Source organism: Bordetella genomosp. 7 (genome assembly GCF_002261265.1).
Taxonomy (GTDB): domain Bacteria; phylum Pseudomonadota; class Gammaproteobacteria; order Burkholderiales; family Burkholderiaceae_B; genus Bordetella_A.
In genome coordinates, this window is sequence record NZ_NEVK01000006.1 from 263,410 (window position 1) to 289,495 (window position 26,086).

At 66.9% G+C, this 26,086-nt stretch carries 18 protein-coding genes; 10 read left to right on the plus strand and 8 right to left on the minus strand.

The window, feature by feature from the left end; translation table 11 throughout:
• Positions 1–3: 3 nt before the first annotated feature.
• The 5 genes from CAL19_RS12110 to CAL19_RS12130 form a co-directional block, all read right to left on the minus strand.
• A complete protein-coding gene (locus CAL19_RS12110; protein ID WP_026640194.1) occupies positions 4–981 on the minus strand; it encodes an ABC transporter permease in 978 nt (325 codons plus the stop codon).
• Positions 978–3,236 (minus strand): ABC transporter substrate-binding protein, encoded by a 2,259-nt coding sequence (locus CAL19_RS12115; RefSeq protein WP_094796898.1) that lies wholly within the window; start codon positions 3,234–3,236, stop codon positions 978–980. Before CAL19_RS12115 ends, CAL19_RS12110 begins: the two co-directional genes overlap by 4 nt.
• A gap of 116 nt (positions 3,237–3,352) precedes the next feature.
• Entirely contained in the window at positions 3,353–4,024 is a 672-nt protein-coding gene (locus tag CAL19_RS12120) for a thermonuclease family protein (protein ID WP_170941523.1), read from the minus strand.
• Between the two features lie 94 nt (positions 4,025–4,118).
• A complete protein-coding gene (locus CAL19_RS12125) occupies positions 4,119–5,120 on the minus strand; it encodes a magnesium and cobalt transport protein CorA (RefSeq protein ID WP_094796899.1) in 1,002 nt (333 codons plus the stop codon).
• A gap of 51 nt (positions 5,121–5,171) precedes the next feature.
• Complete coding sequence (locus tag CAL19_RS12130; protein ID WP_094796900.1) at positions 5,172–7,256, minus strand: ATP-dependent helicase; 2,085 nt, start codon at positions 7,254–7,256, stop codon at positions 5,172–5,174.
• Positions 7,257–7,334: 78 nt separating this feature from the next.
• On the opposite strand from CAL19_RS12130, the gene CAL19_RS12135 reads away from it, so the two are divergent.
• The gene (locus CAL19_RS12135; protein ID WP_026640190.1) at positions 7,335–8,273 is read left to right on the plus strand and encodes a DUF72 domain-containing protein; all 939 of its coding nucleotides are present in this window, start codon (positions 7,335–7,337) and stop codon (positions 8,271–8,273) included.
• A gap of 9 nt (positions 8,274–8,282) precedes the next feature.
• Here the strand turns inward: CAL19_RS12135 and CAL19_RS12140 are convergent, their stop codons facing one another.
• Positions 8,283–9,788, minus strand: coding sequence for a PLP-dependent aminotransferase family protein (locus tag CAL19_RS12140; RefSeq protein WP_419670201.1), 1,506 nt, complete (start codon positions 9,786–9,788; stop codon positions 8,283–8,285).
• Positions 9,789–9,930: 142 nt separating this feature from the next.
• Between CAL19_RS12140 and CAL19_RS12145 the strand changes: the two genes are divergently transcribed.
• The 3 genes from CAL19_RS12145 (at position 9,931) to CAL19_RS12155 (ending at position 13,718) form a co-directional block, all read left to right on the plus strand.
• Entirely contained in the window at positions 9,931–11,196 is a 1,266-nt protein-coding gene (locus tag CAL19_RS12145; protein ID WP_026640188.1) for a 4-aminobutyrate--2-oxoglutarate transaminase, read from the plus strand.
• A gap of 95 nt (positions 11,197–11,291) precedes the next feature.
• The gene (locus CAL19_RS12150) at positions 11,292–12,761 is read left to right on the plus strand and encodes an NAD-dependent succinate-semialdehyde dehydrogenase (RefSeq protein ID WP_026640187.1); all 1,470 of its coding nucleotides are present in this window, start codon (positions 11,292–11,294) and stop codon (positions 12,759–12,761) included.
• Between the two features lie 108 nt (positions 12,762–12,869).
• Positions 12,870–13,718 carry an inositol monophosphatase family protein gene (locus CAL19_RS12155; protein ID WP_026640186.1) on the plus strand — a complete coding sequence of 283 codons (849 nt, stop codon included), beginning with the start codon at positions 12,870–12,872 and terminating at the stop codon, positions 13,716–13,718.
• A 105-nt stretch (positions 13,719–13,823) separates the two neighbouring features.
• Here CAL19_RS12155 and CAL19_RS12160 read toward each other — a convergent pair whose 3' ends face one another.
• Complete coding sequence (locus CAL19_RS12160) at positions 13,824–14,702, minus strand: NAD-dependent protein deacetylase (RefSeq protein ID WP_094796901.1); 879 nt, start codon at positions 14,700–14,702, stop codon at positions 13,824–13,826.
• Between the two features lie 13 nt (positions 14,703–14,715).
• A complete protein-coding gene (epsC, locus tag CAL19_RS12165) occupies positions 14,716–15,672 on the minus strand; it encodes a serine O-acetyltransferase EpsC (protein ID WP_026640184.1) in 957 nt (318 codons plus the stop codon).
• A 257-nt stretch (positions 15,673–15,929) separates the two neighbouring features.
• On the opposite strand from epsC, the gene CAL19_RS12170 reads away from it, so the two are divergent.
• From CAL19_RS12170 to CAL19_RS12195, 6 genes are all read left to right on the plus strand, one after another.
• The gene (locus CAL19_RS12170; protein WP_026640183.1) at positions 15,930–16,604 is read left to right on the plus strand and encodes a TetR/AcrR family transcriptional regulator; all 675 of its coding nucleotides are present in this window, start codon (positions 15,930–15,932) and stop codon (positions 16,602–16,604) included.
• A gap of 42 nt (positions 16,605–16,646) precedes the next feature.
• Entirely contained in the window at positions 16,647–18,995 is a 2,349-nt protein-coding gene (locus tag CAL19_RS12175; RefSeq protein WP_094796902.1) for an acyl-CoA dehydrogenase, read from the plus strand.
• Between the two features lie 8 nt (positions 18,996–19,003).
• On the plus strand, positions 19,004–20,293 hold the full coding sequence (locus CAL19_RS12180) for an acetyl-CoA C-acetyltransferase (RefSeq protein WP_026640181.1): 1,290 nt from the start codon (positions 19,004–19,006) through the stop codon (positions 20,291–20,293).
• Positions 20,290–22,254, plus strand: a complete 1,965-nt coding sequence (locus CAL19_RS12185) for a 3-hydroxyacyl-CoA dehydrogenase NAD-binding domain-containing protein (RefSeq protein WP_038852416.1) — start codon at positions 20,290–20,292, stop codon at positions 22,252–22,254. Before CAL19_RS12180 ends, CAL19_RS12185 begins: the two co-directional genes overlap by 4 nt.
• Before the next feature lie 61 nt (positions 22,255–22,315).
• Positions 22,316–23,602, plus strand: a complete 1,287-nt coding sequence (locus CAL19_RS12190) for an OmpP1/FadL family transporter (RefSeq protein ID WP_026640180.1) — start codon at positions 22,316–22,318, stop codon at positions 23,600–23,602.
• A 71-nt stretch (positions 23,603–23,673) separates the two neighbouring features.
• Entirely contained in the window at positions 23,674–26,067 is a 2,394-nt protein-coding gene (locus CAL19_RS12195) for a 3-hydroxyacyl-CoA dehydrogenase/enoyl-CoA hydratase family protein (protein WP_094796903.1), read from the plus strand.
• Positions 26,068–26,086 lie beyond the last annotated feature (19 nt).

Genomic DNA, 26,086 nt, shown 5'->3' on the forward strand with positions numbered 1-26,086 from the left:
CGGTTACTCGAAACGCACGCGGGGATCAGCCAGCGTGTATGAGATATCGGCCAGTATCAGGCCCACGATATACAGCGCCGAACCCAGGAACACCATGGCGCGCACAATGGAAAAATCCTGCGAATTGATGGCGTCGATGGTGTAGCTGCCCAGGCCCGGAATGCCGAAGAACGACTCGGCGATCAGGCTGCCCATGAACAGCAGCGGCAGCGCCGACACGGTGCCGGTAAGTATGGGCAGCATGGCATTGCGCAGCACGTGGCGAAACAGCACGACCCGTTCGGCCAAGCCCTTGGCGCGCGCAGTGCGGACGTAATCCTTGCCGATCTCTTCCAGGAACAGTGTCCGGTAAAAACGCGCTTCCGGCCCCAGGCGGGAAACGATGGCCACCAGCACCGGCAGCGCCAGGAACTTGATGGCATCCAACCCGCCGGCAAAGCCGGAATACGGCACCAGCCGCAGCACTTTTGCAAACAGCCACTGGCCGGCGATGATGTAGAACAGGCTGGATATCGACAACAGGATCACGCACAGCACCACGCCCCAGAAGTCCAGCCGCGTGGCCCGGAAATACACCAGCATCAACGAGAACACCACGCTGGCGAACAGCCCCAGGAAGAACGTGGGCAGCGCCAGCGCCAGGCTGGGCCCCATGCGCATGCGGATCTCGCGGCCGATGTCGTTGCCGGCATCAGACGACCCGAACTCGAAGGCCAGCAGGGGCACCGACCGCTGGTAGAAAACCGTCTCGGTCAGTTGCCCGACTCCTTGCGCATCGCGATTGACGAACAGCGGCTTGTCGTAGCCATGCTCGGCCTTCCAGCGCTCGATGGCCTCCTGGCTGACCCGCTGCCCGCCGATGGCCAGGCGCGCCATGTCGTCGGGCGTATTGACCGCGAAAAAAAGAATGAACGTAAAAAGATTGACGCCCAGCAGGATCAACACCCCATACAGCAGGCGGCGGACGATGTAGGCTGTCATGGCAGGGGCTCCCGGGACGGCGCGGGCGGCACGGCGCCAGGTGCGGCGCCAAAGGCGGTCTGGCGCTCGCGCCGCTTGAGCGCCACGTACGATGGCCAGATCGCCAGGCCCAGCACCAGCGCCAGCAGGCCCAGCGGCCACCACACCGGCGTATTCCATTCCTGGACCTTGCTTACCCGCAGGGCGGGGTCGACCTTCACGTACTGCAGCGTGTTGCGCACCATCTGCGTGGGCTTGGCGTTGCCTACCCATTGCTGGTAGGCGCCCCCCGACATCGGGAAAAAGCCGAACATCCACGGGGCATCTCGCTGCACGATGTCTACCATGCGGGCGATGACGGCCTCTTTTTCGGGGCCGTCATCCAGGAATTTCATCTGCTCGAAAAGCCTGTCGTATTCGCTGTTGACGTAGTTGGCCGCATTCTCGCCACCGTGGCGGGCCTTGCCGTTGGGGCCATACAGCAGGAACAGGAAATTCTCGGCATCGGGGTAATCGGCTACCCAGCCCCACAGGAACATCTGCGCCGTGCCGCGCCGCATCTTGTCCTGGAAACGGCTGTAGTCGGTGGACCGCACATCCATCTGGATGCCGATCTCGGCCAGTTGCCGGCGCATCCAGTCGAATTGCGGATTGCCGCCCCCGCCCGTCATGGCATCGAAATACAGCACCAGGGGGGCGCCCGTTTCGGCATTGCGGCCATTGGGATATCCGGCTTCGGCAAGCAGCTGCCGCGCAACGTCCAGCGATTTGCGCTGCGGCTTGCCATCGACCAGGTCGTACACCACGGGGTTGATGCCCTCGGGCAGCTCTTGGTAGCCGAGCACGCCGGGCGGCACCGGCCCATAGGCCACCATGGCCTGGCTGTTCTCGAAGACAGCCACGTACTCTTCCCAATTGAACGCAATACTGATGGCCTGGCGCAGCTTGCGGTTCTTTTCCTGTTGCTCCGGCGTATCGCCCTTGCCCACGACGGGATCCAGCCAGTTGAAGCCCATATACCAGCTGGACGTTTCGATGGCGGTGGGCAACTGGATGCCGTGGTCGCGATAGCGCCGGGCTTTCTCGGGCGAGTCGCCGGCCGCCACGAGCATGGCTACGCCGTACTCGCCGCGCTCGACCTGAGGCATGTCGTAATAGCCCTGCATGAACTTGCCGGTCAGCGGCACCGCTTCTTTTTCGACGCTGAACACCACGCGGTCGAGAAATGGCGTGGGCTTGCCGCAATCTTCGAGCAGGCCCGCGGCGCGATCGGCCGGCTCGCCCTCGCAAGGATAAGGCTCGCCCCGGAAATTGGGATTGCGGGCCAATACATGGCGCCGGTTCGGATAGGATTCGGCCAGCATGAACGGGCCGGTTCCGACGGGCCACGTGTTCAGCGACAGGTCGTGCGCGGCCATGCCGGGCTGGCTGTAGAAGCGATCGGCTTCCCAGGGGATGGGGGCCGTGAAAGTCATGGCCAGCCAATACTTGAACTGCGGGTATTTTCCCTTGATGCGTATGCGCAGGGTATGCGCGTCCACCGCCTGCACGCCGTCAAAGCCATCGTCCGGCCGCAGGTCGAGCCAGGGCAGGTCGCGCTCGCCCGCCGGCAGGTCGCGCCGCAACTCGGCATCGCGTTCGCGCAGGCGCTCGCCGTACTCGGCCATGCCCACGACATAATCGGCCATCAGCGAGTAGATGGGCGACGCCACCCGCGGGCTGGCCAGGCGGCGAAAGCCATACACATAGTCGTGCGCGGTAAGCTCGCGGGTGCCGGTCTCGGGGAAGTCGGGAATATAGTATTTGCCGTCGAGCTCGCCCGGCTGCAGTGGAAAGTAGCTGTAGCGGCCGTCGGCCTGGCGGGCGAACGCGGGATGCGGCTGGAACAGTATGCCGGGCCGGATGGGTATGTCGTAGACGCTTTCGGCCACCTGCTCGCCCGGCGCATCAGCGGGCAGCTCATTGCCCTGTGCATCAAGGTAGCGCGCAGGCACGACCGCAGCCGCCGCGCGCGGAATCAGCTCGTACGGGCGCTTCAGGTACTGGTAGCCGTACAGCGGTTCATAGATGTTGTAGGTGTATGGCGTTTCGTCGGTGGAATACGAGCGCGCAGGGTCCAGGTATTTGGGCGAGCGCTTGACGAAGGCAGTGTATAGCGCGTTTTCCGCCAGGTCGCCGGACTGGTACGGGCTGTTGATGGGATCCCGCGTGCAGCCGGCCAGCGCCAGCGCGCACACCAGCATCGCCATCCAGAACTGCCAGAGCCGTACACCCATAAAGCCGCTTCCGTATCGTTATTCTGCATCGGGTCGGCGCCAAGCATAGCAAATGGCCGCGCGCCGCCCGCCCATGCCCGTCCGGGTGGTGCCGGGCATGCGCGTTGGACAAGCTGCTAGCAGCGCCGGTTCCGCCAGCACTCGTAACGCCACTTCCAGGGCTCGACCGCCCCGCCCTGCTGCCACAGGCCCCGGCGGGCATCGCGGGCCTGCCGCTGCAGGCCCGGCATAGCGTCATCGCGCAGATATTCGCCGCGACGCGCGGTGTAGGCCCAGGCAAAGCCGGCCGCCACCTGCGCCCGGTTGGCGGAGCTACCGTCCGGCAGTATCAGCGCACACACATCGCGTTCAAACTGGTCTTCTTCATAGCACTGCGCAGTCAGCGTCATGCCGCCCACCAGCTGTTCCAGGTGACGCCTTGCGGCATCGGCATAGGGTTGGCCAGGCTGCTCGGCGCCGTGCCCGGCCTCGGGCGAGTCGATGCTGTCCAGGCGCACGCGGTGCCGCCGGCCGCCAACCTGCAGGGCCACGGTATCGCCATCGGGCACCGAGACAACCTTGCCGGCCAGCGCATAACGCCCCGGCGGCACCGGCACGGCAGCGCCCGAGTGGGCCGACCCGTCTCGCGCCGCGGGCCGGGCCGGGTCAGGGGCCTCGGCGCGATGCGCGGGTTCGGACGGCCGATTGCCGAGTTCGGGAAACCAATGTGCGACCGCCGCGGCCAGGGCTACCGCCAATAGCCCGCCCAGCCTGCGGCCAAGGCGCCCGGATGAAAACTGCCTACGCAAGATGAGCCTTCCAGATCTGAAGAATGGCTCGCAGTGTGCCACAGGGCGAGGCGACAGGAACAGCCCGCCCGGCGCGTTGCCGCCCAGCCCGCCGCTACAGCCACCCCGCCTTGCGGAACCGCCAATACAGCACGCCGCAAGCCGCGGCGATGCCCGCCAGCGTCGCCGGATATCCCCAACGGGCCTTGAGTTCGGGCATGAATTCGAAGTTCATGCCGTATATGCCCGCCACCGCCGTGGGCACGGCCAGGATCGCGGCCCAGGCCGCGAGGCGGCGGGTGATGTCGTTCTGCTGCGTCTGCGCGATCATCATGCTGGCCTCGAAGGCGAATGCCAGGGCTTCGCGCAGGCCGCTCACGAGTTCGTCCACGCGCAGCACCCGGTCGGCCACCACGGCGAAGTACGGACGGGCCTCGCGGTCGATCACGGCCATATCCATGCTGGCCAGCCGCCGGCATATCTCGGCCAGCGGCGCGATGACCTTGTGGATACGCAGCAGGTCGCGGCGCTGCCGGTACAGCTTGCGGATGTCGGCATCCTTGGCGCCGCGGATCAGCAGCTTCTGCTCGGCCGACTCGACCACGCCCTCGAGCTGCCCGGCCGCCGCGACGTAATGGTCTACCAGCAAGTCGAGCAATTCGGAAGCAATGTAGTCGCTGCCCCGGCGCAGCAGGTCGGGCGCGGATTCCAGCCGGGCCCGCAGCGCGCGGTAATCGGATGTGGCGCCGCGCCGCACGGTAAGCAGGAACCCGCGGCCGATCACGATCTGCGTTTCGCCGAACATGGGCCGGTTGCTGCCGATCTCGACCGTAACCGCCACGACCAGCACGCAATGCCCGAAATCAATGATCTTGGGACGGCGATGCGGCTCCAGCATTTCGTCGCGCGCCTTGGGCTGTATGCCCAGGTCGTCGGCCACGCGCCGCAGCAGGTCGTCGGCGGGATTGCGCAGGCCTATCCACAATAGCGACTCATCCTGGCAGACATGCGACTTGATGTCTTCGATCGGCACATCGTGAGAACGTTCGCCCCGCACATACGCCGCCGACGCGATCACTTCGCTCTGCCAATGCGTGCCGTCTTCATGCTGCGACATGACATCTCTTGCGAAATAGCGCCCGCATGGGCACGACCCACGGATGATAGCTCAGGAAAACAGCTTGCGGACCCGCTGCGCCACGTCGATGCGCGGCTGCGCTTCAGGGCGCGCTTGCCCCCGGCCGAATGGCAGCTCGGGCGGCTTGGGCAGCATCTCGAACATAGGCAGCATCGCGTCGGGAATGAACCGCGTGCGTGATCCATACACATGGCGATCGCCCATGCCGATCTGCTGGTGCACATAAAAACGCTGCGGCACGATCAGGTGCAGATATTCTTTGGCACGGGTCATCGCCACATACAACAGGCGCCGTTCTTCTTCGATTTCTTCGGCGGTGCCCGTGCTCATGTCCGAAGGAATGCAGCCGTCGACCACATTGAGCACATACACCGCCTTCCATTCCTGGCCCTTGGCCGAATGGATGGTGGACAGGATCATGTAGTCTTCATCGCGCAGCGGCGGGCCGGATTCGGCGCTGGTGGCGTCCGGCGGATCCAGCGTGAGCTCGGTAAGAAAGCGTTCCCGGCTGGCATACCCTGCCGCGATACGCTGCAGCTGGTCCAGGTCGGCCTTGCGCACGCGCGCATCTTCATACAGCCGTTCCAGCTGCGGCGCATACCAGCGCAGGACCAGGTCCAGATCGGCCGGCCACTGCGCGCCGCCGCGCAGGGCTGCGTAGGTTTGCACAAAGGCATCCCAGTCGGCCCTGGCTGCCGAGCCCGGCTTGAATTCGCGCAGTACCTGCATTGGGTCCGCGGCGCCGGCCAGCGCGTCCATCAGGCGCCCGGCAATGGCTGGGCCGATGCCCGGCAACAGCTGCGCCACGCGAAAGCCGGCCAGCCGCCCCTGCGGGTTCTCGGCCCAGCGCAGCACCGACATTACGTCCTTGATGTGCGCGGCCTCGAGAAAGCGCAGCCCCCCGAACTTCACGAACGGAATATTGCGGCGGGTGAGCTCGAGCTCGAGCGCCGCGCTATGGTTCGACGACCGGAACAGCGCGGCCTGAGACTTCAGCGTGGCGCCGGCCTCGCGCTGCGCCAGCACCTGGTCGGCCACCCAGCGGGCCTGGCCCGCCTCGTCGCTGACCGTGACCAGGGCGGGCCGGGCCGACGAGGCGCGATCGGTCCAGAGGCTTTTGCTGTACCGCTCGGCAGCCTGAGCAATGACGGCATTGGACGCGTCCAGGATGGGTTGGGTGGACCGGTAGTTGCGCTCGAGCGTGATCACGTGCGCGGGCCGGGCGAAGTGCTGCGGGAAGTCCAGTATGTTGCGCACCGTGGCGGCACGGAACGAATAGATGGATTGGGCATCGTCGCCCACCACGGTAAGGCCGTGCCCGTCCGGCTTCATGGCCAGCAGGATGGAAGACTGCAGCCGGTTGGTGTCCTGGTATTCGTCGACCAGCACGTGGTCGAACCGGCTGCCCACGTCGTGCGCCAGCACCGGATCCTGCATCATTTCGGACCAATACAGCAGCAGGTCGTCGTAGTCGAGCACCTGCTGCGCCTGCTTGGCCTGCACGTAGGCGGCAAACAGCCGCTTCAGGGCGTCTTCCCATTGGGCGCACCATGGAAAGGCCTGCTTGAGCACGTCGGCCACCGGCGCCTGGCTGTTGATGACGCGCGAGTAAATGGCCAGGCACGTGCCCTTGAGCGGAAACCGTTCGGTGGTAGACGACAGGCCGGCTTCGTGCCGCACCATGCCCATCAGGTCTTCGGCATCGCCGCGATCGTGGATGGTAAAGCTTTCGGACAGCCCGATACGCGTGGCGCAATCGCGCAACAGGCGCGCACCGATGCTGTGGAAGGTGCCCGCCCATGGCAACGACGGCGCCTGCTGGGAAGGGTGCAGCTTCATCACGCGCCGCAGCACCATGCCGACGCGGCGGTCCATTTCCAGGGCGGCGCGGCGCGAAAACGTCAGCAACAGGATGCGCTGGGGATCGGCGCCGTTGACAACCAGGTGCGCCACCCGGTGCGCCAGGGTGCTGGTCTTGCCCGAACCCGCGCCCGCGATGACGAGCAGGGCCGGCGCGTCGGCCTGGCCCGCGCCGAACTCGGCAGCCGCCCGCTGGGCGGGGTTCAGGTCGGAAAGGTAGTCGTCGGCGGGAGTTTCAGGGGTAGCGGCGGACATGGGAGACAACCAGGACAATACTGTATATTCATACAGACTATAACGGAACTGCCGGGCCGCTGTCCCGCCGCCAGCCCCATGTCCATCCTGACCGGCACCGCCTCCTGGACCGACCCCACCCTGCTCGCCTGCGGGCGCTTTTATCCCGCGCACGTGCGCACGGCCGAGGCACGCCTGCGGCATTACGCCGGGCAGTTCAGGCTGGTCGAGGCCGACTCGTCGTATTACGGCATGCCCGATGCACGCACCACGCATTTGTGGGCCATGCGCACGCCGCCCGACTTCGTGTTCAACGTAAAGGCGTTTCGCCTGTTCACAGGCCACCCGGCGCCGCTGCGCGCCCTGCCGGCCGATATCCGGCGCGAACTGCCGGAGCTGCCGGACCATGACGCGCCGGGCGTGCCTGGCGCCCACGGGCCCGGGATCCCGGTGTTCGCCAACCAGCTGCCCGCCGATCTTTACGACGAACTCTGGCGCCGCTTCCTGCTCGCCCTTGAACCGCTGCGCATGACGGGCAAGCTGGGCGCCGTGCATTTTCAATTTGCGCCATGGGTGCACGCCGACAGGCGCGGCCACGCCCTGCTCGGCGACTGCGCCCGGCGCATGCATGAACACCTGATGTCGGCCGAATTCCGCCACCGCAGCTGGTTCGCGACGCCGGCGCGCAGCGCGGCCACGCTGGATCTACAGCGCGACCTGGGCGTCGTCCACACCATCGTCGACGCGCCGCAAGGCTTTGACAACACGGTTCCCGCTGTCTGGGCCGCCACGCACCCCGAACTTGCACTGCTGCGGCTGCACGGGCGCAATGCCGCCGCCTGGAACCACCGGTCGGGCGCGTCGTCGGGCCGCTTCCAGTACGAATACACGCCGGCGGAACTGGCCGAGCTCGCCCTGCGGTTCACGCGCATCGCCGAAAGCGTGCGCACCGCGCACGCCGTGTTGAACACCAACTACCAGGACCAGGGAATGCGCAACGCCGCGGGCCTGGCCGCCGCGCTGGCCGCGGTGCGCTGACCGCAGCGCCTAGGCCTGCGCCGCTGGCTGGCTGCGCCGCGCCACGGCGGCCACACTATCCAGCACCAGTTCGAACTTGCGCGCGATGTCGCGCTCGGGCACGCACGCATACCCCAGCAGCAGGCCCGGACGGCCTGGCGTGCCGGCCGCGAAATAGCGCGACAGCGGCCGCGTCAGCACGCCGCGCGTGCGCGCCTCTTGGACGACCTGCGTGTCGTCGATGCCGTCGGGCAGGTTCACCACCACATGCAAGCCGGCATCGCTGGAATGCCGATCGAGCCACTGCGCGCCCAGGCGACGTTCTATCAGGTTGACCAGGATGGCCCTGCGCCGCCCGTACAGCATGCGCATGCGGCGTATGTGCGCCGCATAGTGCCCCTCGGCAATAAAGGTGGCCAGCGCCGCGTGCGTCATCAGGTGCCCTTCGCGATACAGCTCGGCATGCGCGGCCTGGAAGGCCTGTGTCAATGATTTGGGCAGCACCAGGTACCCCACGCGCAGGCCCGGGTACAGAGTCTTGCTGAACGTGCCCAGGTAAATAACCGGCGCATCCGGTTCCAGCCCCTGCAGCGAGGCAATGGGCCGCCCGGAAAAGCGGAACTCGCTGTCGTAGTCGTCTTCGATGATCCAGCTGCCCCAGTTGCGCGCCATGGCAAGCAACTGCCGGCGGCGCGCCAGCGACATGACCGAGCCCAAGGGGTACTGGTGCGAAGGGGTCACGAATACAAAGCGCGGCGGCGGGCCGTCGTGCTGCGCGGGCAGCAGCATGCCTTCGGCGTCCACGGGCTGGTGCACGATGCGTATGCCGTTGGCCATCAACACGGTGCGCGCGCCCCAGTAGCCCGGGTTCTCGACCCACGCCACGTCTCCCGTGTCGCCCAGGATGCGAGTCGCCAGGTCGATGGCCTGGTGCGAGCCTTCGACGATGATGATCTGGTCGGGCTCGCAATCGATAGACCGCGTCACGGCCAGATGCTGCGCCAGCGCCTCGCGCAGCGCAGGCAGGCCGCCGCCGTACGAATAGCTGAGCATGGTGGGCGTCGGGTCGCGCCATAGCGCACTGAGGATGCGGCTGAACTTCTGGTGCGGAAACTCGGTGACGTCGGGCACGCCCGGCATGAAGGCGCCCCACTGGTGCGGCGAGGCGGACGCTTCGTCGACGATCTGCGCGCCGCGCACCGACAGCGACGCGCGCGGTTGCGCGGCGGGCTCGTGGCGCCTGCCCCGCCCGCTGGCCAGATAGGCGTCCGGCACCGAATCGGTGACGAACGTGCCGTTGCCCTGCCGGCTATAGGTGTAGCCTTCGGCCAGCAGCTGGCCATACACGTGCACGACGGTGTTGCGAGCGATGCCCAGCTCGGCGGCAAGATCGCGCGTGGCGGGCAGGCGCGTGCCGGCGGGGATGCTGCCGTCGAGGATGGCCTCGCGGATGCCACGGTACAGCCGCTTGTTCATCGGCCCATCGGATGGATCGCCAAGCCGCAGCTGCAGCAGGTCGCCGGCAAGTGTGCGCAATTGGTTCTACTCGTTTTGCAAAAGTGGTTCTTTTTAATAGGGCCATCTTAGCATTAAATAGAACACTGGCAGGCGCCGCGTCACGGCGCCGCGCTTATCGCCGCCACCACGGCGCCCGTGTCTTTTTGCCATCGAGGCTGAAATGCAAAACCGAGATCTCAACACCCGTCGTTCGCTGGCCACGCCCCGTGGCGTCGGCGTCATGTGCGACATGTACGCCGTGCGCGCCGAAAACGCCACGCTGTGGGACAGCACCGGCAAAGAATATATCGACTTCGCGGGCGGCATCGCCGTGCTCAACACGGGTCACCGCCATCCGAAGGTCAAGGCAGCGGTGGCCGAACAGCTCGAAGCGTTCACCCACACCGCATACCAGATTGTGCCGTACGAAAGCTACGTCGCGCTGGCCGAGCGCATCAACGCGCTGGCCCCCATCGACGGCGTGAAGAAGACCGCCTTCTTCACCACCGGCGTCGAAGCAGTGGAAAACGCCGTGAAAATCGCGCGCGCCTACACCGGCCGCTCGGGCGTGATCGCCTTCACCGGCTCGTTTCATGGCCGCACCATGCTGGGCATGGCGCTCACCGGCAAGGTTGCACCCTACAAGCTGGCGTTCGGCCCCATGCCGGGCGACATCTACCACGTGCCGTTCCCCAACCAGACGCAGTCCATCAGCGTGGCCGATTCGCTCAAGGCGCTCGACCTGCTGTTCAAGTCTGACATCGACCCGCGCCGCGTGGCCGCCATCATCATCGAGCCGGTGCAAGGCGAAGGCGGCTTCAACATTACGCCGCCCGAACTGATGACGGCGCTGCGCAAGGTCTGCGACGAGCATGGCATCATGCTGATCGCCGACGAAGTGCAAACCGGCTTTGCCCGCACCGGCAAGCTGTTCGCCATGCAGCATCATTCGGTGCAGGCCGACCTCATCACCATGGCCAAGAGCCTGGGCGGCGGCTTCCCGATATCGGGCGTGGTGGGCCGCGCCGAAGTCATGGACGGCCCCGCGCCCGGCGGCCTGGGCGGCACCTACGCCGGTAACCCGCTGGCCGTCGCCGCCGCGCACGCCGTCCTGGACGTCATCGAAGAAGAACAACTGTGCGCACGCGCCGACCAGTTGGGCAAGCGCCTGCAAGACCACCTGAACGGACTGCGGGCACGCTGCCCGGCCATCGCCGATGTGCGCGGCCTGGGCTCGATGGTCGCCCTTGAATTGCGCGATCCCGCCACCGGCGAGCCGGATGCGGCCACCGTCAAGCGGGTGCAGGACGAGGCGCTCAAGCGCGGCCTGATTTTGCTAAGCTGCGGTGTATACGGAAACGTTCTGCGCTTCCTGTATCCGCTGACCATCCCGGACGCCCAGTTCGGCCAGGCCCTCGATATCCTTGCCGACGTCCTGACCGCCTAGCCTGCTGTTGCAGCGAATTCTCCGGCCGCGTACGCCCGTTGCGGAGCGTACGTGGCCGGTTGCCATTTAGCGCATTCTTCCATCAAGGAGTCCACATGTCGCAATTGCCTCAATCCCTCAAGCGCGCGGAATTGCTGCGCGATGCCTGCTACATCGATGGCAAATGGGTGGCGGCTGGCGACGGCGCCACCATTGCCGTCACCAACCCGTCCACCGGCAAGACAATCGTCTCGGTGCCCAAGCTGGGGCGCAAAGAGACCGAGCAGGCCATTGCCAGCGCGGCCGCCGCGCTGCCCGCCTGGGCCGCCAGAACCGGCAAAGAGCGCGCCGCCATCCTGCTGAAGTGGGCGCAGCTGATGCTGGCCAACCAGCAAGACCTGGCCACCATCATGACCTCCGAGCAAGGCAAGCCGGTAACCGAAGCCGCCGGCGAAATTGCCTATGCCGCGTCGTTCCTGGAATGGTTTTCTGAAGAAGCCAAGCGCATCGACGGCGACGTACTGCAAAGCCCCAAGGCCGGCCAGCGCCTGATGGTGCTCAAGCAGCCCATCGGCGTCACCGCCGCCATCACGCCCTGGAACTTCCCCGCCGCCATGATCACCCGCAAAGTCGGCCCTGCCCTGGCCGCCGGCTGCACCATGGTGGTCAAGCCGGCGCAGCAGACGCCGCTCACCGCGCTGGCGCTGGCCGTGCTGGCCGAAGAAGCCGGCGTGCCCCCCGGCGTGTTCCATGTCGTGACGGGAAGCTCGCGTGAAATCGGCGCCGCGCTTTGCGAAAGCGATGACGTGCGCAAGCTGAGCTTCACCGGATCGACCGAAGTGGGCCGCACCCTGATGGAGCAGTGCTCGCCCACCATCAAGAAACTGTCGCTCGAACTCGGCGGCAACGCGCCGTTCATCGTGTTCGACGACGCCGATCTCGACCGCGCCGTGGACGGCATCCTGGCGTCCAAGTACCGCAACGCCGGCCAGACTTGCGTCTGCGCCAACCGCATCTACGTCCAGTCGGGCGTCTACGAAGAAATCGTCAAGCGCCTGGCCGCCAAGGTCGAGGCCATGAAGGTCGGCGACGGTTTCGACGAAGGCGTGACCCAGGGTCCGCTGATCGACAGTAACGCCGTGGACAAGGTGAAGGAACACATCGCCGATGCCGTCGAGCAAGGCGCCAAGGTCGTCACCGGCGGCAAGGCGCACGCGCTGGGCGGCACGTTCTTCGAGCCGACCATTGTGCGCGATGTCACGCCGTCCATGCGTTTCGCCATTGAAGAAACCTTCGGCCCCGTTGCGCCGCTGTTCAAGTTCGACACCGAAGAAGAAGTGCTGCAGCAGGCCAACAACACCATCTTCGGCCTGGCCGCGTATTTCTACACCCGCGACTACGCGCGCGTATGGCGCGTATCCGAGGCGCTGGAGTACGGCATCGTCGGCATCAACACCGGCATCATCTCCAACGAAGTCGGTCCGTTCGGCGGCGTCAAGCAATCGGGCCTGGGCCGCGAAGGCTCCAAGTACGGCATCGAGGAATACCTCGAACTGAAGTACCTTTGCGTAGACCTGGGCGCCTGACGCGCGCCATGCGGCAGCCGCCCCGGCGGCTGCCGCAACGGTCACGCCAGGACAAACGCCCTGTCATGCAAACATGCTAGATTTTCGACTCTTATCCATGAGTCCGGCATGACCAAAACATTCTCCCGCGAAGACACCCGCCGCATTGCCGCGATCCTGGCAGAAGCCGCCCAGGCGGAAGTCATGCCGCGCTTTCGCCGGCTTGCGGCCGACGCCATCCACGCCAAGAGTTCTCCGCGCGATCTCGTCACCGATGCCGACGAGGCCGCCGAACGCTATATCGCCGCCCGCCTGTCCCGGTTGCACCCCGGCGCGGTCATGGTCGGCGAAGAGGCATCGGCCCGTAACCCCGCCCTGTTGAACATGCTGGTCGATGCCGATCTGGCGTTTCTCATCGACCCCATCGACGGCACGCGCAATTTCGTGGCGGGGCTGCCGCTGTTCGGCATGATGGTCGCGGTGTGCCATCGCGGCGATGTGCTGGCCGGCGTCATCTACGACCCCGTCGCCCACGACTGGGCCATGGCCGTGCGCGGCGAAGGCGCATGGTCCGAATCGGCTGACGGCACCCAGACGACGCTGAAAGTCGCCCAGCCGGCGCCCCCCGACGAAATGGACGGCCTGGTCGCCACCGGTTTCCTGCCCGAGCCGCTGCGCGGCACTGTCAATGGCAACCTGGCGGCACTGGCCTCGACCGCTTCGCTGCGCTGCGCGGCGCACGAATACCGCATGGCGGCCAGCGGGCATTGCCACGTGGTGCTGTACAACAGGCTCGAACCCTGGGACCACGCGGCGGGTTGGCTGCTGCATCGCGAAGCGGGCGGTTTCTCGGCACATTTCGATGCCAGTCCGTACAAGCCCACGCACCGCAGCGGCGGCTTGCTGTACGCGCCCGACGTCGGCAGCTGGCACGCCGTGCGGCGCGCGCTCATGGGCGACGACTACCCGCCGTCCTGACTCCCCGGCGCCTGCGGGTTATCCCCAGTTTCTGTGGACAACCCTATGGAAAGCCTGGGGCCATCCTGAAAAAACCGTGCTGCGCCAAGCACTTGCGCATCGCGATCAGCCCTCGCCAGGAAACGGCCCGTAAAGGGCCTGCAACGCCTCAGCGCAGGGGCGCACCACCTTCAGGGCGAAAAGGTGATCGCCGCGGGTACGCCCCAGGTTAAGGGCGGCAATGGGCAGGCGGTCATCGGCGGCCGCGCGCACGTAGCGGTAGCCGGAATGCACCATCAGCGACGAACCCACGACCAGCATGGCGTCGGCTTGCGCCAGCGCCGCACGCGCCCGCGCGCCGCGCTCGGCGGGTATGGTCTCGCCGAAGAACACCACGTCCGGCTTGACGATGCCGGCGCAGCGCGGACACGGGGGCACCACGAAACGCGAAAAATCCACGCCTTCCAGGTCGGCATCGCCGTCGGGCGCATCATCGGCGTCCAGCGCCGCCCATTCGGGGTTGCGGGCATCGAGCTCGGCCTGCCACGCGTGCCGCGGCGCCCGCCAGTCGCAACGCATGCAGCGCACCTCGTCCAGGCGCCCGTGCAGGTCCACCACATTGCGACTGCCGGCCGCCTGGTGCAGGCCGTCGACGTTCTGCGTCAGCAGCAGCACGATGCGGCCTTCTGCTTCCAGCCTGGCCAGCGCCCGGTGGGCCGCGTTGGGACGGGTGTGCCCGAATCGCCGCCAGCCCACCGTGGCGCGCGCCCAGTATCGCGCGCGCATCAACGCATGCCCCATGAAATCGGGAAACTCGATGGGTGGGCTGCGCGTCCATTGCCCGTCGGCATCGCGATAGGCCGGAATGCCCGAACCGGTACTGCAACCGGCCCCCGTCAGCACAAACAGCCGCCGGTGGCGCCCGATGAACTCGCCAAGGGCCTGCAGGTCGGGCGCGAGCGCGGCCGGCTCCGGGCCCGCCGATGACTTTGCCGATATATCCATGCGCGGCGCTTTGCTAGGCGCCGCCAAGGCCGCAATCGGGCATATCGCTGACCAGGCTGGCCTGCGTGACGTTGCTGCCCGGGGGCACGCTGCGCGTCAGCCACACGTTGCCGCCGATGGTAGAGCCCTGACCGATGGTGACGCGCCCCAGGATGGTGGCCCCGGCGTAAATCACCACGTCGTCCTCGATGATCGGGTGGCGCGCCAGGCCTTTTTTCAGCTCGCCGTTTTCGCCCGGCGGGAAACGCTTGGCGCCCAAGGTCACCATCTGGTAGAGCCTTACGCGGTCGCCGATGATGGCGGTTTCGCCGATGACCACGCCGGTGCCATGGTCGATGAAGAAGCTCTTGCCGATGGTGGCGCCCGGGTGGATGTCGATGCCCGTGTCCGCGTGCGCGATCTCGGCCACGATGCGCGCAAGCATGGGCACGCCCAGCCTGTACAGCACGCTGGCCAGGCGGTGATGGATCATCGCGCTTACGCCGGGATAGCACAGCAGCACTTCGTCTACGCTGTGCGCCGCCGGGTCGCCCTGATAAGCCGCGGTCACGTCCAGGTCGAGCGCGCGGCGCACCTGCGGCAGCGCCGCGCCGAACTGGCGCACGATCTGCACGGCACGCGCCCGTATGCTGGAATCGGAATCGGGTTCGGACCCATTGCGCCCCATGTGGTGCAGTTCCAGGCAAACCTGGTGCAGCAATGCGTCAAGCGCCGCGCCAATGGTGTGGCCTACATAAAAATCCTCGACCTCTTCGCGCAGGTCGATGGGCCCCAGGCGCATGGGAAACAAAGCTCCGCACAGCTGCCGCACGATCGCGCGCAGGCTTTCCTGCGACGGGAATTCGCGGTCGCCGGCATCGTGGCGCAGGCGGCCGCGCGGGCCGCGCCAGTCGACGCGGGCCGAACGCAGGCCCGACACAATGGCATCCAGGTTCCAATGGGCCGCGGGCGAATGGGATGAATCGTTCATGGCAGCACCTTCCCGGCCGCGGCAGCGGCGATGTAGTCAAACATATCTAACAACCTCTGCAATCTGGCAGCGCCGCTCGCGCTGCGGCGCAATATCCATGAACTGTAACCCGCCCGCGCCGCAATTTGCTGGCTCGACCCGGCTTGCATTGGGGTTTTGAGCGGCCGCCGCGGCCGCCCGCGCCTACGGGAAAACGCTACATGCGGCTGCCTGGGGGGATGCCTATAATCATTTCAAACAAACGTTTGAAAGATGCCATGAACGAAATCCGCTCCGGCTCCACCCGCGAAGCCATTCTCGACAGCGCCGAGGCGCTATTTGCCCGGCAGGGTCACGACGGAACGTCGATGCGGCAGATCACCAGCGAAGCCGGTGTGAACCTGGCCGCGGTGAACTACCACTTCGGCTCCAAAGAGGCATTGGTGCAGGCGGTGCTGAAGCGCCGGCTGGCGGTGCTGAACCACGAACGCCTGCGCCTGCTCGACGAACTCGAAGCGCGCGCCGGCGGCCAGCCGCTGAAGCCGTCGCAGATCGTGGACGCGTTCTTCGGAACAGTGCTGCGGCTGGCCGCCAGCGCCGACCCGGCCAACAAGAACTTCCTGCGCCTGCTCGAACGCACCATGACCGACCCCACCGGTTTCATCCGCGCGCTGGTGGCCGAAGAATATGCCGAGGTTGTCGACCGTTATCAATCGGCGCTGTTGCGCGCCCTGCCCGACGTGCCCCGGGACGAAGTAGTCTGGCGGTTTCAATTCATGCTCGGCGCCACGTCCTACGCCATCGTGGGCACCGAAGTACTGCGCCTGTGCCTGGGCTGGAACCCGAACGACGAAGCCGATCAAACCCACGACCCCGAACGCCTGCTGCCCCGCCTGATGAGCTTCCTGCTTGGGGGCCTGCGGGCACCGCTGCCCGAGTATCCGGCGCAATAGTTCCGGCCGCGGCCGGGCCATCTCTTGACGGAGGCCATCTGCATGAATGTCTTGCTGCTCGTCCTGTGCGCCGTTGCGGCCCTGATCGTGGCGACGCTGTCGCTACGGCCCTTGCGGCGCGCACTGCTGACCCGGCCCTTGTTCAATGCCTATCGCAAGGTATTGCCGCAAATGTCCGATACCGAGCGCGACGCCCTGCAGGCAGGCACAGTGTGGTGGGACGGCGAGCTGTTCCGCGGCCGTCCCGACTGGGACAAGCTGCTGGCGCTGCCGAAGCCGCGCCTTACCGCCGACGAACAGCGCTTCCTGCAAGAGCAGGTCGAAGAAGTGTGCCGCATGGTCGACGACTGGGACATCACCCACAGGCGCTACGACCTGACCCCCCAGACCTGGGATTACCTGAAGCGGCATGGCTTCCTGGGCATGATCATCCCGCGCGAATACGGCGGCCTGGGCTTTTCTGCCTATGCGCATTCGCAGGTCGTCACGCGGCTGTCCACGCGCTCGTCTGCGCTTGCGGTGTCGGTAATGGTGCCGAATTCGCTGGGGCCCGCCGAACTGCTGCTGCACTACGGCACCGAAGCACAGAAAAGCCATTACCTGCCGCGCCTGGCGCGCGGCGATGAGGTGCCGGCCTTCGCCCTGACCAGCCCCTGGGCAGGTTCGGATGCCGCGTCCATTCCCGACCGCGGCATTGTCTGCAAAGGCATGTGGCAAGGCGAAGAGGTGCTGGGCATGCGGGTCAGCTGGGACAAGCGCTACATCACGCTTGCGCCCGTATGCACGCTGCTGGGCCTGGCGTTCAGGCTGTACGACCCCGACGGACTGCTCGGCGGCCCGGTGGACGTGGGCATCACATGCGCACTGGTGCCGCACGACCACCCCGGCGTGGAAACAGGCCGGCGGCATTTCCCCTTGAACGCCATGTTCATGAATGGGCCCACGCGCGGCGCCGATGTGTTCATGCCGCTGGACTTCATCATCGGTGGGCCCGCCATGGCGGGCCAGGGCTGGCGCATGCTGATGGAATGCCTGGCTGCGGGAAGGTCGATTTCTCTGCCCGCATCCAATACCGGCATGGCGCAGCTCACGGCCCGCGCTGTCGGCGCCTATGCGCGCGTGCGCAGCCAGTTCCGCACGCCGGTGGCCCGTTTCGAAGGCGTGGAAGAAGCGCTGGCGCGCATCGGCGGCCACACCTACCTGATGGACGCGGCGCGCGTCATGACCGCCGGCGCGATCGATCTCGGCGAAAAACCTTCGGTGGTGTCGGCCATCGTCAAATATCACGTCACCGAGCGCGCGCGACAGGTCGTCAACGACGGCATGGACATCATCGGCGGCAAGGGCATCTGCCTGGGGCCTTCCAACTTCCTGGGCCGCGCGTACCAGCAGGTGCCGGTGGGCATAACGGTAGAAGGCGCCAACATCCTTACGCGCAGTCTCATCATCTTCGGTCAGGGCGCGATCCGTTGCCACCCGTATGTGCTGGCTGAAATGCAGGCCGCGGGCGACCCCGATGCGCAACGCGGGTTACGGGCCTTCGACCAGGCGTTCTGGCGCCACGTGGCATTCGTGCTCGGCAATGCCGCGCGCGCCTTGGGCCACGGCCTTACCGGGGCGCGGCTGGCGCGCGCCCCCGCGCATGCCGCCCCCGACATGCAGCCGTACTACCGGCAGCTTACGCGCTATGCCGGCGCGTTCGCGCTGCTTGCCGATGCGTGCATGGCGTTACTGGGCGGCAGCCTCAAGCGCCGAGAGCGCCTGTCCGCGCGCCTGGGCGACATCCACTCGCAGCTCTACCTGGCATCGGCCGTGCTCAAGCGCTATGAAGACGATGGCCGGCCAGCCGCCGACGCGCCGCTTGCACACTGGGCACTGCAAGATTCAATGCAACGTGTACAAGATTCTTTCAAAGGTGTGCTGGACAATCTGCCGTCACGTTGGGTAGGCTCAGTGTTACGCCGTCTGCTGTTTCCCTGGGGGCCGCCGCATCATGCACCCGCTGACCTGCTTGGCCAACAAGTCGCCCGCTTGCTTGCCGAACCTGGCGACACACGCGAACGCCTTACTTCCAGTTGCCATTTGCCCGCAACGGCCGACGAGCCTGTGGGCGCGCTCGAACAGGCGTTGGCTGCCACGGTCGCAGCCGAAGCCGCCGACGCGCGCCTGCGCGCCTATGAAAAAACCGGCGACCTCGCGGGCAACCCCCGGGCCAATGTACGCGACCTGGTCGAAGCGGCCCACGCAGCGGGCGGCATCGATGCCCACGATTACGAACTCCTCCGGCGCCGCGACGCACTGCGCGACCAGGTCATCCGCGTCGACGACTTTCCTTTCGACTTCGGCATGACCGGCGTTGTGCACGCAGGTCCACAGCGCGAAGCTGCCTAGGGGCCGCCATGGCATTCGATCCTATCTATGTCATCGACGGCGCGCGCACGCCGTTTCTCAAGGCCCGCAACGCGCCTGGCCCATTCTCGGCGGCGGACCTGGCCGTACAGGCGGGACGCGCCCTGCTGATGCGGCAACCCTTCGCGCCCGCCGACCTGGATGAAGTCATCGTCGGCTGCGCCGCACCTTCTGCCGACGAAACCAACATCGGCCGCGTGATCGCGCTGCGCCTGGGCTGCGGCCACCGCGTGCCCGGCTGGACCGTAATGCGAAATTGCGCGTCCGGCATGCAGGCCCTGGATTCGGCCATCGCCAATATCCACACCGGGCGCGCCTCGCTGGTGCTGGCGGGCGGCGTGGATGCGCTGTCGCGCGCGCCGTTGCTGGTGTCCGACGACATGACCCGCTGGCTCGCGGGGTGGAATGCCGCGCGCGGCATGGGCGAGCGCATCAGGGCGCTGCGCGGCTTTCCGTGGCGCGGTCTGGCGCCCGTCATCGGCTTGCTCAAGGGGCTTACCGATCCCGTGGTGGGGCTTTCGATGGGCCAGACCGCCGAAAACCTGGCGACTCGTTTCGGCATCAGCCGCGCCGACATGGATGCCTATGCCGCGCGCAGCCATGCGCGCGTGCTGGCCGCGCGCGAGCAGGGCCGGCTGGACGAAGTCGTGCCCCTGGTCGATACGCGCGGAACCTTGTATGCGCACGATGATGGCGTGCGAGAAGACTCCACGCCAGAACGCCTTGCGCGCCTGCGCCCCGTATTCGACAAACCATGGGGCAACATCACGGCCGGCAACAGTTCGCAAGTGACCGATGGCGCCGCAATGCTGTTGCTGGCCTCTGCCGACGCCGTGCGGCGCTGGAACCTGCAACCGCTCGGGCGCATTGTCGACGCCCAGTGGGCAGCGCTGGACCCAGCCCAGATGGGCCTGGGTCCGGTGCACGCCGCCACGCCCCTGCTGCAGCGGCACGGCATGGGCCTGAACGATCCCGATCTGTGGGAAATCAACGAGGCTTTTGCCGCCCAGGTGCTGGGCTGCCTGGCCGCCTGGAACGATGAATCTTATTGCCGCGAGCACCTGGGCACCGGCGCCTGGGGCACGCTGGACCAAAGCCGCCTCAACGTCGATGGCGGCGCCATTGCCATCGGCCACCCGGTGGGCGCGTCGGGCGCGCGCATCGTCCTGCATTTGCTGCAGGCCCTGCACGCACGGGGCCTGCGCCGCGGCATGGCCGCCATTTGCATAGGCGGCGGCCAGGGCGGCGCCATGCTGGTCGATACGGACACCACGCCATGAACCCTGATACGACGTCCTCCTGGCGCCATTGGCGGCTCGAACGCCATGCCGACGGCCTGGCCTGGCTCACCATCGACCGGGCCGACGCGGCCGTCAATGCCCTGTCTGCCGAAGTGCTGTCCGAATTCGGCGCCGTACTCGACGAGCTGCAGGCTCGTCCGCCCGCGGGCCTGATCATCCGCTCGGGCAAGGCGGCCGGCTTCATAGCCGGCGCCGATGTCGAGGAATTCGCCGACCTCACCACGCCCGAGCAGGCTCGGCAACTCGTCGAACGCGGCTGGAACCTGTTCGACCGCCTGGCCGCCGTGTCCTATCCCACCCTGGCGCTGATACACGGCCATTGCCTGGGCGGCGGCCTGGAGCTGGCATTGGCCTGCCGCTACCGGCTTGCCATCGATCAGCCCGGCACATCGCTGGCCCTGCCCGAGGTCATGCTGGGCATCTTCCCCGGCTGGGGCGGCATGCGCCGGCTGCCCGCGCTGATCGGCGCGCCCGCCGCGCTGGACATGATGCTGACGGGCCGCCCCGCCGACGCGCGCCGCGCCGCGGCGCTGGGGCTGGTCGACGCGCGCGTGCCCCCGCGCCTGACCGATGCCGCCGCGCGTCAGCATGTGCAAAGCGGCCGGCCCGCGCGCCGGGCGCGCGGCATCGCCGGATGGCTGAACCGCTGGCCTCTCAAGTTGCTGGCGGCCAGGCGCGCCCATCGCCAGATCGCCGCCAAAGACCCGCAGCGTCATTACCCGGCCGCGCCGGCCATCGTGACGCTCTGGGCCCGCCACGGCGGCAATGCGCTGCGCGCGCCCGAGATCGTGCACGACATCCTCACGTCCGATACGGCGCGCAACCTGCTGCGCGTGTTCCGCCTCCAGGAAAGGCTGAAGGCATATGGCAAGCCGGGCAACGCGCCACCTGCGCAGCATGTGCACGTGGTGGGCGCCGGAACCATGGGAGGCGATATTGCCGCGTGGTGTGCGTTCAAGGGTCTGACCGTCACGCTGCAAGATCAGGACGCCGAACGCATCGCGCCCGCGCTGGGCCGGGCCGCCGCCCTGTACGCGCGCAAGCTCAAAGATCCGCGCGCCGCGCGTGCGGCATTCGACCGGCTCGTCCCCGATCCGCAGGGCAACGGCGTTGCGCGCGCAGACATCGTGATCGAAGCCATCAGCGAACAGGCAGACGCCAAGCGGGCGCTGTACCGCGCGCTGCAGCCGCGCATGAAACCCGATGCGCTGCTGGCCACCAATACATCCAGCCTGTCGCTGGCTGACCTGCGTGCGGGACTCGACCGCCCCGGCCAATTGATCGGCATCCATTTTTTCAACCCGGTGGCCAGCATGCCGCTGGTGGAAGTCGTGCAGGCCGGCGCCGACCATGGCCAGGCGCAGGCGCGCGCCTGCGCCTTCGTGGGGCAGCTCGGCAAGCTGCCCCTGCCCGTGCGCGACGCACCGGGGTTCCTCGTCAACGCGGTACTGGCGCCGTACATGCTCGAGGCCATGCGCTGCGTGGACGAAGGCATCGAGCCTGCCGTCATCGACCGCGCCATGACCGATTTCGGCATGCCCATGGGCCCGCTCGAACTGGCCGACACCGTCGGGCTGGATATTGCGCTGGCCGCCGGGCGCCAGCTTGCGGGCCAGGACGAGCCGCCGCGCTGCCTGGCCGAACGCATCGCCCGCAACGACCTCGGCCGCAAGACGGGCCGGGGGTTCTATGCCTGGCATGACGGCAAGCCCCGCAAAACCGCCACGGATTCCGCACCGCCCGGCCTGGCGCGGCGCCTGGTGCAGCCGCTGATCGACCGCACCCGGCAACAGGTCGACAGCGGCGTGGTGGCCGACGCCGACCTCGCCGATGCCGGCGTGATTTTCGGAACCGGTTTCGCGCCCTTCACGGGCGGCCCGCTGCACCTGCGCGCCGCCTCCCATCCACCCCTTACCGAGCCAGATCCAGCACGTCCATAAATACCTGACCATCACTTTCTGCACGACAAGTGCATTTTTCGCCTGCCTAAGGAGGAGACACATGAACAAGGCATCGTGGGCAATGAGCACTCTGTCAGCCGCTATCGCGGCCGGCATTGCGGGAACGGCACAGGCCGCGGGGTTCCAGCTACTGGAACAGAACGCCAGCGGCCTGGGCAATGCCTACGCCGGTTCTGCCGCCGTCGCGGAGAACGCCAGCACGATCTACTTCAATCCGGCGGGCATGACTTACTTGCCCGGGTTCAACCTGTCGGCCGGCGTCAACGCCATACGTCCTTCGTTCAAGTTCCGCGACAACGGCAAAAGCACCAACCCGCTTGCACTGGGCGGCGGCTCCCCCACGGGCGGCAACGGAGGCGACGCCGGCAGCTGGGGCATCGTGCCCAATGCCTATTTTTCATGGCAGCTCAACGAAAAGTGGTTTGTCGGCGTGGGCGTGGGCGCCCCGTTCGGGCTGATGACGGAGTACGACGATGGCTGGGTGGGCCAGTACCATTCCACCAAGTTCGATATCAAGACCATCAATATCAACCCGTCCATCGCATACAAGGTCAACGAACAATTCTCGATGGGGGTGGGCCTGAACTGGCAGCACATCGATGCCCAGTACACCAAAAGCGTCGTGGTGCCGGCCGGCCCGGCAATGTTCTTACCGGGCGACGCCGATCTGAACCTGGATGGCGACGCGTGGGGCTGGAACGCCGGCATCATGCTGCAGCCCACCGAAGACACGCGCATCGGCCTTTCGTACCGTTCCAAGATAAAACACACGGCACGGGGCGACACCAAGATCGACGGTTTTGCCCCCGGGCAGTCGCTGTCCTATGACGCCAAGGCCAAAGTAAACCTGCCCGACACGCTCATCCTGAGCGCCCAGCACCGGCTCAATGAGCGCTGGGAATTGCTGGCCGATATTTCCTGGACGGGCTGGAGCAGCATTCCCCAACTGAAGATCCAGAACGAAGGCGGGCCCACCGACACACTGCCGCTGGACTTCCGTGACTCGTGGCGCGTCGCCCTTGGGGCCAACTACCAGTTCGCGCCGCAATGGAAATGGCGCTTCGGCGTAGCCTGGGACCAGTCGCCGGTGCACAACCCGTCTGACAGGCCCACGTCATTGCCCGACAACGACCGCTGGTGGTTCTCTACCGGAGTACAGTATCAGGCGGGCAAACACACGAGCATCGACGTAGGCTATACCTACCTGTACCTGCGCGACACCGACATCGACACCGACTCGGGCGACCCGCTGACGCGCGGCCGCGTCGCCGGCGACTATCGCAGCAAGGGCAACATCTTTGGTATCCAGGTGTCCACCCGGTTCTGACCACGCATGACATCCGCCGCGGCGCACACCGTCATACCCGGCGGTGGGCGCCGCCCCATCAGGAGATCGCCTTGAGCAGCAACTTCAACGTCAAACACGCCGCCGTACTGGGCGCCGGCGTCATGGGCGCCCAGATCGCCGCCCACCTTGCCAATGCGGGCGTACCGGTCACCCTGTACGACCTGACCGCGAAAGAAGGCGACCGCAACGCCATCGCCCTGAAAGCGCTGGCCGGCCTGAAAAAGCTCGAACCGGCGCCGCTGGCCAGCCCGTCCCGGGCAGCCCTGATCACGCCGGCCAACTACGACGACCACCTGGACCGCCTGCGCGAATGCGACCTGGTGATCGAAGCCATCGCCGAACGCATGGACTGGAAAGCGGCGCTGTACGAGCGCATTGCGCCGCACGTCGCCGACGGCGCCATCCTGGCCTCGAATACATCGGGGCTGTCGATCAGCGAGCTGGCCGGCGCCTTGCCGCAGGCCTTGCGCGGCCGCTTCTGCGGCGTGCACTTCTTCAATCCGCCGCGCTACATGCGCCTGGTGGAACTGATCGCCACGCCCGACACGAACCCGGGCGTGCTCGACCACCTGGAAAGCTGGCTGACCACGCGGCTGGGCAAAGGCGTCATCCGGGCGCTGGATACGCCCAACTTCATTGCGAACCGCATCGGCGTCTTCTCGATCCTGGCCGCGCTGCACCACACCGAACGGCTGGGCCTGGGATTCGACGAGGTCGACGCGCTCACCGGCCCGCGCATCGGCCGACCCAAGAGCGCCACCTACCGCACGGCCGATGTCGTGGGGCTCGACACGCTGGCGCACGTCGTGGGCACGATGCGCGACAAGCTGCCCGATGACCCCTGGCACGCGTATTTCCAGTTGCCGGGCTGGCTCAACACCCTGATCGAGCGCGGCGCGCTCGGACAGAAGAGCGGCAAGGGCGTATACCAGAAGGTGGGCAAAGAAATCCGCGTGCTGGACACGGCCAGCTTCGACTATCGGCCGGCGGCCGGCGCCATCGCCGACGAAGTCGACGCCATCCTGAAGCAGCGCGACCCCGCCCTGCGCTTCGCTGAACTGCGGGCCTGCGCGCATCCGCAAGCGCAGTTCCTGTGGAGCGTGTTTCGGGACATTTTCCACTACAGCGCATTCCAGCTCGAACACATCGCCGACAACGCGCGCGACGCCGACCTGGCAATGCGCTGGGGCTTCGGCTGGTCCATGGGGCCCTTCGAAACCTGGCAGGCCGCGGGCTGGCAGAACGTTGCCGCCGCCATCGCCGACGATATCGCCGCCGGCCGCGCGATGAGCCAAGCGCCATTGCCTGCGTGGGCGGCCGACCCCGCCCGCAAGGGCGTGCATGATGCGCATGGGTCGTATTCGGCGCGCGGCCAGCGGCAACAGCCGCGCTCGACCCTGCCGGTTTACGAGCGGCAGCTGTTGCCCGAAAGGCTGGCGGGCGAACCTACGGCCGATCGCGGCGCCACGCTCTGGGAAAACGATGGCGTGCGCCTGTGGCACTTGCCGGATATCGATGCGCGCATCGGCATCCTGTCGTTCACCTCCAAGATGCACACCATCGGCGGCGAAGTGCTCGACGGCGTGCTGCATGCCGTCCAGTACAGCGAACAAGAGCTGGACGCGCTGGTCCTATGGCACGATGCCCCGTTCGCCGTGGGCGCCAACCTTGCGCAGGTGGCGCAGGCCTGCGCGGCGGGGCAATTCGACATGCTCGAGGCCATAGTCGAGAAATTCCAGCGCGCCTCACTGGCTCTGCATTATGCGCGCGTGCCCACCGTGGCGGCCGTGCAAGGCATGGCGCTTGGCGGCGGCTGCGAATTCCTGATGCATTGCAGCCATCGCGTACTGGCGCTGGAAAGCTACATCGGCCTGGTAGAGGCCGGCGTAGGGCTGGTGCCCGCTGGCGGCGGCAGCAAGGCGCTGGCGGTACGCGCCGCCGCGCTGGCGGCCGCCACCGCCACGCCCGCCGAAGTCTTTCCCTTCCTGCAGCCGGTGTTCCAGAACATCGCCACCGCCCAGGTCGCCAAGAGCGCGCTGCACGCCATCGATATGGGGTACGCCCAAGCGGCCGACACGGTGGTATTCCATCCCGACGAACTGCTCTGGGTGGCGTTGCGGCAGGCGCGCGCGGCGGCCGACATCGGCCACGTCGCCCCCTTGCGGCCGCAGCGCGTGCCCGTGGCCGGCCGCACCGGTATCGCCAACTTCGAGATGGTGCTCGTCAATATGCGCGAAGGCGGCATGATCAGCGCGCACGACTATCGCGTGGCGCGCGGCGCCGCTGCGGCGCTGTGCGGCGGCGAGGTCGAGGCCGGCACGCAAGTCGACGAAGCCTGGCTGCTCGCCGTGGAGCGGCGCGAATTCATGGCGCTGCTGCGCACGGCCGAAACCCAGGCGCGCATCCGCCACACCCTGGAAACCGGCAAACCGCTGCGCAACTAGTCTACGCAAGCTTGAAGGA